General features: G+C 58.8%; 5 protein-coding genes. All 5 read right to left on the bottom strand.

Translation table 11 applies throughout. The features are described 5' to 3' along the window. Positions 1 to 613: cytochrome d ubiquinol oxidase subunit II (locus ENTHG_RS25665; RefSeq protein ID WP_161624516.1), on the bottom strand; the 613-nt coding region annotated here is incomplete at its 3' end. Continuing rightward, positions 601 to 1953: a cytochrome ubiquinol oxidase subunit I gene (locus tag ENTHG_RS05745; protein WP_044175802.1), complete on the bottom strand. Its 1353-nt coding sequence runs from the start codon at positions 1951 to 1953 to the stop codon at positions 601 to 603. The genes ENTHG_RS25665 and ENTHG_RS05745, both read right to left, overlap by 13 nt. Further along, positions 1946 to 2428 (bottom strand): helical membrane plugin domain-containing protein, encoded by a 483-nt coding sequence (locus tag ENTHG_RS05740; protein ID WP_044175793.1) that lies wholly within the window; start codon positions 2426 to 2428, stop codon positions 1946 to 1948. Before ENTHG_RS05740 ends, ENTHG_RS05745 begins: the two co-directional genes overlap by 8 nt. After that, positions 2428 to 5400, bottom strand: a complete 2973-nt coding sequence (gene fdhF / locus ENTHG_RS05735; protein WP_044175789.1) for a formate dehydrogenase subunit alpha — start codon at positions 5398 to 5400, stop codon at positions 2428 to 2430. The genes ENTHG_RS05740 and fdhF overlap by 1 nt, the downstream gene beginning before the upstream one ends. Before the next feature lie 152 nt (positions 5401 to 5552). Beyond that, positions 5553 to 7106: a GGDEF domain-containing protein gene (locus tag ENTHG_RS05730; RefSeq protein ID WP_044175787.1), complete on the bottom strand. Its 1554-nt coding sequence runs from the start codon at positions 7104 to 7106 to the stop codon at positions 5553 to 5555. Between the last annotated feature and the right edge of the window lie 12 nt (positions 7107 to 7118).

Here is a 7118-nt window from a genome sequence, read left to right as displayed (position 1 = left end):
CAAGGATAGAGGGCGGGCCCGCCAGCACCAGCCAGACCATCGCCACCAGCAGCAGTAGCCAGAACAGCCAGGCCAACCGCCGGGCGCGTTGGCCCACGTCACCCTGGAGCCGCCAGCGAAGCCATAAGCAGCCGGCCAGCAGGTACGTGAGCACCACGCCTGCCCCGGTAAGCAAAGGCACGAATGAGAACCAGGCATGCGCCGGGTTATTCAGTAGCGCCCCCGCCATCACCCCCTGGCTCAACGCGGCCAGAAAGGAGGAGATGTACATTGTGCCGTCCAGAACGCGCTGCGCGCCAATGGAGGCGTCGCTGCGATACTCCAGCGCCACCGCGCGCGCCACCAGCGCCAGCAGCATCACAAACAAGGGGACGTATAACAGAACAAACACCTGCCCATAGGCGAGCGGAAACAGCGCTATCAGCCCCGCCGCCATCAGCACCAGCCAGGTCTCGTTAGCATCCCAGACCGGCAGAATCGAGGCCGCCATACGCCTGCGGTCATCCTCGTTGCGAAATAGCGCAAACAGCATCCCTGTCCCCAGATCCGTCCCATCAAGCAGGACGTACATCAGGAGTGAAAAGGCCAGCGTCAGCGCGCTCAGATCCGCCATGGTTCCGACGCCTCCTTAGCGGAAAAAGTGACAGTGTAACGAAAGAGGTAAAACAGACCGAGAGCGAAAGCGATGGCATAAGTAATACCGATAGCGATAAACGAGCCTGTCAACAGCGAAAGCGGCAGATTCGACACGCTCTCTTCCGTGCGCAGCAACCCCCAGATGGTCCACGGCTGCCGCCCCACCTCGGTGACCACCCAGCCTGCCAGCATCGCGATAAAACCGGCGGGCGACATCAGCACCGCAAGCGTAAGGAAACGCCGCGAGCGCCAGAGCGACTTACGAAGACGCAGCACCAGCCCGGCTACCGCCAGCCCCAGCATGGCAATACCTAACCCCACCATCGCCCGGAAGGCGAAAAAAACGATCGCCACCGGTGGAATGTCCTGCGGTGGGAACTCGCTCAGACTTTTAATCTGCCCGCTCAGGTTATGCCGCAGATAGAGCGACGCGACATCGGGGATGGCTATCTCCGCCAGATTGCGCTGCTCATCCTGTAACGGAATGGCAAACAGACGCATCGGCTCGCCCGCACCCGGCGGCGGTCTGTGCCAGTCCCCCTCCATCGCGGCCACTTTCTGCGGCTGGTGTTTAAGGGTGTTTTCCCCGTGCAGATCCCCCACCACAATCTGTACCGGCAGCATCACCAGCGCCAGCCAGAGTGAAACGGAGACCATCAGCCTGGCGCTGGCGCTCTGCGGATGGTGAAGCAGCCGCCATGCCCCGACGCCGATAACCATAAATGCGGTACCGATAAAGGCCGCCAGCACCATATGGGCCAGACGCCAGGGAAAGGAAGGCGCGCGAAGAATCGTGAGCCAGTCCGTAGGGTGAAAGCGTCCCGCCGCGTCAGTGATAAACCCGACGGGAGTCTGCATCCATGAGTTAGCGGCGAGGATCCACACGGCGCTGATCAGCGCGCCAATGGCCACACAGCAGGTCACCACGAAGTGGGTTTTCGGGCCGATACGGTTTAGACCGAAAAACATCACCCCGGTCAGCGCCGACTCCAGAAAAAAGGCCACCAGAACTTCAAAGAACATCAGAGGGCCGAGGATACCGCCCGCTTTTTGCGACAGCGGCCCCCAGTTACTGCCGAACTGAAACTCCATCACCACGCCGGATACCGCGCCCACCGCCACGGTCATCACAAAAATCTTGAGCCAGAACCGGTATGCCGTAAACCAGCGCGGTTTTTTCGTCAGTAGCCACATCGCTTCGGTGAGGACCAGCCACTGGGCCAGTCCCAGGGAAAACGCCGCCAGTACAATATGCATCCCGATGGTCAGCGCAAACTGACCGCGGGAGAGCAACAGTATCAGTTCACTGTCAGGCATTACTTTCCTTACCGGAATAGCGGGTTACCGGGCGTTCTGGTTTTTCCTGGAGTGCCTCTGCAAAGGCTTTGATTGCTGAGAAAAAGGGCGCCGCCTGCTGCCAGAGACGATCGTCACCCAGCATTTTTAGCGCCCCGGTGACGCCGGGGGCCTTCACCTGCTCATCCTCCGTCTGCTCGTGGGTCATCGCCTGTGCGGCGCGCGTCAGGGCAATCAGCAGGTGGTTAAAGTGTTCCGGCGGGATCTTTGACAGCGCCACCAGCAGCAGGGAGAGATTCTGAATGCCCGCCTGCGCGCCGGGTTGATTCAGCCCGTCCACCAGCACTTTTGCTATCTGGGTATTGGCCATCACCACATCATTAGCCAGACGTAAAAAACCGTGCTGATGTAAATTTTCCAGCAGGCTGCCTAACGCTTCCGTCGCGGTGTGTTCGGTGCGCGTCGGCGGTACATCGTAATTCATGCGTTCTGCCATCAGAATTTCTCCGGGTGGGACGTGTGAGCGGGCGGCAGCGTATAGCCTTCTTGCTGCCACTTGGTTTCAACCGGCACATGGGTGAGCGGCGTTCTTGCGCCATTTCGGAAATTTTCCGCCGGGATCGGACTGCCGCCAAAGTTTCCTCCGCTTTTACGCAGCTTCACCGCAATCTCTTTATAGGCGGGGGTGTTGACGTCGGGATCGTGATGCTCCCCGGTCAGACCGTTAACACCGGGCTTACCGTGGTGAATGGGAATAAACAGCACCCGGCCCGATGCGCGGGCGGTGATGGTGACCGGCAGCTCCACGTCGCCGCGCCGCGAGCTGAGCACCACGTAATCCCCCTCTTCCAGCTGGCGTTCGGCGGCCAGTTCCGGGCTGACCTCGACAAACCATTGCGGTGAAAGCGAGAGCATACGTCCGCCCCGCCCCGTCTGGTTGGTGGACTGGAAGTGTTCGAGCATACGCCCGTTGTTAAGCAGCAGATCGTACTCGGCGTCGATAGTCTCCAGCGGTAGCTGCCATTCCACCGGGTGGAGCTTTGCTTTGCCGTCCGGAAATTTAAACCCCTCAGTATAGAGAAGCGGCGTGCTTTCCCCATTGGGCGACACCGGCCACTGCTGGGACTGCCAGCCGCTGAGCCGTTCATAGCTGACGCCCGCGAAAACGTCGGCAATACGCGCCGCTTCGTCCATGATCTGCGACGGGTGGGTATAGTACCAGGGGTGACCAAGCCGGCTGGCTAATTCGGTCAGGATTTGCCAGTCGGGGCGGCTGTCCCCGAGCGGAGGCACCACTTCGTAGAAGCGCTGGATACGCCGCTCGGTATTCACAAACGAGCCGTCTTTTTCAACGGACGGGCAGCCCGGCAGCACCACATCGGCAAATTCGGCGGTACGGCTCATAAAGATATCCTGCACCACCATAAACTGCAGACTGGTAAAGGCCTCGTGCACTTTGGTGGAATCGGCGTCGGAAAAAGCCGTCTCCTCGCCAATCACGTACATGGCCTTAATCGCCCCTTCATGGGCCTTCTGCACCATCATAAAATTGTCGGCGCCGGCTTTATCAGAGAGCGCCTGCGGGGAGACGCCCCAGGCCTTGGCCCATTTCTCGCGTACCTCCGGGTCGGTCACTTTCTCATAGCCGGGGTAAATATTGCTCAGACAGCCAAAATCGCTGGCTCCCTGCACATTGTTATGCCCGCGCATCGGATAGCCGCCGGTGCCAGGTCGGCCATAGTTGCCGGTGACCAGCAGCAGGTTAGAGAGCGCGGTACTGGTGTCCGCCCCGTGGCTGTGCTGGGTAATGCCCATCGCCCACAGCACACAGACGCGTTTCGCCTGGCCTATCATCTCGCCCGCTGCCGTAAGCTGGTCGCTATCAAGGCCGGTAAGCTGGCTGACGAATTCCAGGGTGAAAGGCGCAAGGCTCTCTTTATACGCCTCCACGCCGTTGACCTGCTGCGTCAGGAAGGCTTCATCGGCGTAGCCGTGCTCGAACATATAGCGCGACATGGCCGAGGCCCATGCCAGATCGCTGCCGGGATGAATCTGCAAAAACAGATCGGCACGCTCCGCCATTTCATGGCGACGGGGGTCGACAACCAGCAGTTTTTGCCCGTTGTGTTTCTGCGCCGCCTTAATACGCGAGGCGATAACCGGATGGTTCTCCGCCAGATTGCTCCCCACCAGCACGATCAGGTCAGCCTGTTGCAGGTCAGTGATACTTCCGGCATCGCCACCGTAGCCAACGGTACGGAATAGCCCTTCGGTGGCCGGGTTCTGGCAGTAGCGGGAGGAGTTATCGACGTTATTGGTGCCAAAAATCAGGCGGGCGATTTTTTGCGTCAGATAGGCTTCTTCGTTACTGGCTTTACTGGAGCCGATAAAACCGATGCTGTCGCCGCCGTGGGTATCAGCAACCTCACGCAGTCGCCGCGCCACCAGGCTCAGCGCTTCATCCCAGCTGGCGGGACGAAAGCGGCCGTTTTCCCGGATAAGCGGCGTGGTCAGGCGCTCCGGGCTGTTAACGAAATCCCAGCCGAACTTGCCCTTAAGACAGGTGGATATGCCGTTAACCGGCGCGTCGGCAACCGGCTGCACTTTCAGAATATGCCGATCGCGGGTCCACATCTCAAAACTGCAGCCTACCCCGCAGTAAGTACAGACCGTCTTGGTCTTTTTGATCTCTTTTTCCCGCATCGCGGCATCCATCAGCGATACGCCGGTGACCGGCCCCATGCCGATGCTGTTCTCCAGTTTTTTCACGAAGTTAATCAGCGGGCGTTTGAGATCCGGCGGCATGGCGGTAAAGGGTCCGGCGTCGGGCTGCATGGTTTTTTCCAGCAGCGCGTTACAGGGACAAACGGTCACGCAGTGGCCGCAGCTGACGCAGCTGGAACCGGCTATCTTCTCGCCGCCGTCCCACAATACGCGCGGGTGCTCGCTGGTATAGTCAATGGAGAGCGTCTCATTAACCTCGACATTCTGGCAGGCTTCAACGCAGCGTCCGCACAGAATGCACTGATCGGGGTCGTAGGTGTAAAACGGGTTGGAGGTGTCTTTCGCGTAGGGTTTGGGCTGCCAGGGATAGAACTGAATGGGCATGTGCATATCAGCCACGGTGTTGTGCAGGGTGCAGTCGCCGGTGTTATGTTCACATACCGTGCAGTAGAGCTCATGGCGGTTGAGAACCCGGTCCATTCCCTCTTCCTGCGCTGACCTGGCGATAGCGCTACGGCTGACAATCTCCATGCCCTCTTCGGTGGTCAGCGTACAGCCGCGCACCAGCTTGCCTTCGTACTCCACCCAGCAGACATCACAGGTTTCCAGCGGCTGGAGCGCTTCGTGGTAACAAATATGCGGCAGTTTTTTGCCGTGTTCCTGCAAAAAATCAATCAGGGGTTGTCCGGCCTTGCCCAGTAATAACTCCCCGTCGAATTCTATGGTACAGAGTGTCTTGCTCATTACCTATCCTCAGAACGACGTTGCTCATTGCTTCCTGCTGATACGCAGCTTTTTTGATATCCGTAAATTCATGTAAAGATGAGCTTAGTCGCTTCTGAGGGATGTGCCATCCCGCTGTTTAACAAGCGAAACGGCACAGAGAAAGGGGGAAATCAGCTTTCAGGGTTAGCCAGCGCCCGGTCGCGGCCCTGGATTTTTGCCATATACAGCGCTTTGTCAGCGCCCTCTTTTAAACGCACGGCGTCATCATCAGCGCCGCCGGTCAACGAATAACAGCCAGCGCTGATGGTGACAACATGGTGGGTCGTTCCCGTCCGGGCATGAGGAATTTTTGCGCTGCGCACCGCTGTAACCGCCTGACGGGCGACAAACAGCGCCGCCTCCGGGCCGGTGTCCGGCAGAATAATGGCAAACTCCTCGCCGCCGTAGCGGGCGATAAGATCGTTATTGCGCAGCTTAAGCTTCTGAATAATCTCCCCTACCGTGCGCAGGCAGGTATCCCCCGCCACGTGGCCGTAAAAGTCGTTGTAACGCTTGAAAAAATCGATATCGAGCATGATAAGCGATACCGGTTTTTGACTGATTGCCGACGCCTTAAGGCTCTGGCTTAAGAAGAGATCAAACTGGCGGCGGTTTGCAAGGCCGGTCAGGCCATCTGCCAGCGCCATTAACTGCAACGTGTGGTTGATACTGGTGAGCTCGTCGCGCAACGCCGCCAGCTCCGTCTGGTTACGCACGTTCATTCGCACCTGGCGGAAAACAATGGTGCCCATCAGTAACGTTCCCAACAGCAACATCCCGTTCAGCACCAGGTCCGGCAGGCTGTCTTTTAGCCAGCGCGCCCACAGCGCGGGCTTATCGTAACCCGCGACCACCACCAGCGGATAACGCTCAAGCCGGGCGAAACCAAAAATGCGCTCCACATGATCCAGCGCCGCCACCCAGGTGGCGTTTCCCCGATCTTTGCGGGCCAGTTCGCGGGTAAATAGCGGGCTCCCTGACAGGTTGCGGTTAATCACGTCATCGGAGAAGGGACGCACGTACAGTACGGTGCCATCAACGGACAGCAGCGCCAGCAGGTCGCGGTTTTCCAGTTCGAAGTAGCTGTAAAAATGGCGGAAATAATCAACGCGGATAGTCGCCAGCACCACGCCGGCAAAGCCCCCTGCCGAGTCGCTTAAGCGTATCGACACGGGGATAACCAGCTCGCCGGTGGAGCGGCTGCTTATCACATGCCCGATATGAATGCCGCTGTGGCCGTTACGACGATGATAGAGAAAATACTCCCGATCGCTGTTGTTGCTGACCACCGGGATACGGCTCAGCGCCGTCGCTTTCATATTGCCCTGAGCGTCATAAATAAACAGGCCGTGCAGCTGGGGCAGACGTTCCCGCAACTCGGCAAGCAGGCCATCGAATCGCCCGCGATCGAGGGTCGAAATGTTGTCAACCGGCAGCGAACGGCGAATATCCCGCAAGGCCAGCTCGGTCTGTAAAAAGGTATCTTCCGCCTGACGGGATTGGGAAACAGACAGGTTAATCGCGCTGCGCTCTGTCTCTTCAACGGCCCGGTCCCATGAGCGGCTCAGCGTCCAACTGCTGGTTGCCACTCCCGCCAGCAGCAGCGCGCACATAAAAAAAGTGATACTGCGCCCAAGAGAAGAGTTCAGCGCCAGCGCGCCATAAATCTGCTTATGGATCTTCATACGTTCTCCCTT

The organism is Phytobacter massiliensis JC163 (genome assembly GCF_000321045.1).
GTDB classification, from domain to species: Bacteria; Pseudomonadota; Gammaproteobacteria; order Enterobacterales; family Enterobacteriaceae; genus Phytobacter_A; species Phytobacter_A massiliensis.
The sequence above is the reverse complement of the archived record's forward strand: the minus strand, read 5'-3'. Positions and strand labels throughout refer to the sequence as shown.

Bases quoted from the DNA above. Each gene is read 5' to 3' on its own strand.
- ENTHG_RS05740 (WP_044175793.1), bottom strand. From the start codon at position 2,428: ATGGCAGAACGCATGAATTACGATGTACCGCCGACGCGCACCGAACAC.
- fdhF (WP_044175789.1), bottom strand. From the start codon at position 5,400: ATGAGCAAGACACTCTGTACCATAGAATTCGACGGGGAGTTATTACTG.
- ENTHG_RS05730 (WP_044175787.1), bottom strand. From the start codon at position 7,106: ATGAAGATCCATAAGCAGATTTATGGCGCGCTGGCGCTGAACTCTTCT.
- ENTHG_RS05745 (WP_044175802.1), bottom strand. From the start codon at position 1,953: ATGCCTGACAGTGAACTGATACTGTTGCTCTCCCGCGGTCAGTTTGCG.